Source organism: Kitasatospora sp. NPDC093558 (assembly GCF_040683475.1).
In the GTDB taxonomy this organism is placed as follows: domain Bacteria; phylum Actinomycetota; class Actinomycetes; order Streptomycetales; family Streptomycetaceae; genus Kitasatospora.
This window is the reverse complement of the sequence record NZ_JBFBDY010001378.1, coordinates 1-1,075: the sequence shown is the minus strand read 5'-3', so window position 1 is coordinate 1,075 and position 1,075 is coordinate 1. Positions and strand designations below refer to the sequence as shown.

Here is a 1,075-nt window from a genome sequence, read left to right as displayed (position 1 = left end):
GTCGACGAACTCCCGTGCCTGGGTGTCGGCCTCGCGGAGCGCGCGCAGGTACGCCTCGCCCTCGGCCGTCAGTGTCGTGCGCAGCAGGGCGTCGACGGCGTGCAGCGAGGCCTCGGTGAGATCGCGCTGGAGCAGCCACCGGTTGCGGTCGCCCGCCGGGAGGTCCAGCGTGTACGGCATCTCGAACGGCGGGCCGGCCAGCAGACCGGTGGCCGGCTCGTGGTCGAGCGGGAGCTGGAGGAGCATGCCGGCGATGGCCCGGAGGTTGTACATCTCGCCGAAGGCCCGGTGGATGAGCGATCCGCGTGCGGTCAGGACGGCGCCGTTGTCGAGGGGGCCGATCAGGCGGAAGGCGTGCGCGACGTCGGTCAGCAGCATGCGGTAGCGCAGGTTGAACAGGTGGCCCCAGCGGGCGGCTTCGGGGTGGGTGATGGGGCTGACCTCGGGGCGCGGCTGGTCCGGTGCGAGGGCCAGCGCCTGCGTCCGGGCCAGGGTCTCCTCGTTGAGCCGGTGGTCGGTGCGCGGGTTCTCGGCGACCTGCCGGGCGACGGCGTCCCGGTCGGACGGGTCGAGCCGTTCCAGTTCGCGGAAGACCGTCAGGAAGCGGAAGAAGTGGGAGAGTTCCCCCGGGCCCGTGCCGGCCGCGCCGCCAGGCGCCGGGAGCGGGGCCCCGAGCGGGGGAAGCGCCTCGCCCTGCTCGCCGATCCGCTTCAGCGCGGCAAGGGCGGAGTCCCGCGACGAGACGCCGATGATCAGCAGGTCGGGGGACTGGGTCTCGGGCACGTTGCCGGCGTCCCGGCCGCGTTCGCCGAGGGTGTAGCCGCGACCCCACTCGTTCCAGGAGGCCTGGTAGGGAAGGGTCTCGGCATGGAAGGCGGTGTCCGGGATCCGGCCGCGGTCGCCCAGGATCTCGACCAGCCGTTCGTAAAGGGCGCCCACGCGGTTCACCGGTACGCCCTGCTTGCCGGCGGCCAGTAGCCGGATCCGGTCGGCCTCCTCGCCGCTCCAGTCGGGCGGGCTCTCCGCGCAGATGTACCGGGCGAGCGTCTCCGGGGTGAGCCGCCGGAGCGTGAAC

Annotated in this window: 1 protein-coding gene; it reads right to left on the bottom strand. The window is 73.5% G+C overall.

Annotated elements, in window-relative coordinates; all coding sequences use genetic code 11:
* Positions 1-1,075: hypothetical protein (locus AB0O00_RS41135; RefSeq protein ID WP_363659761.1), on the bottom strand; the 1,075-nt coding region annotated here is incomplete at both ends.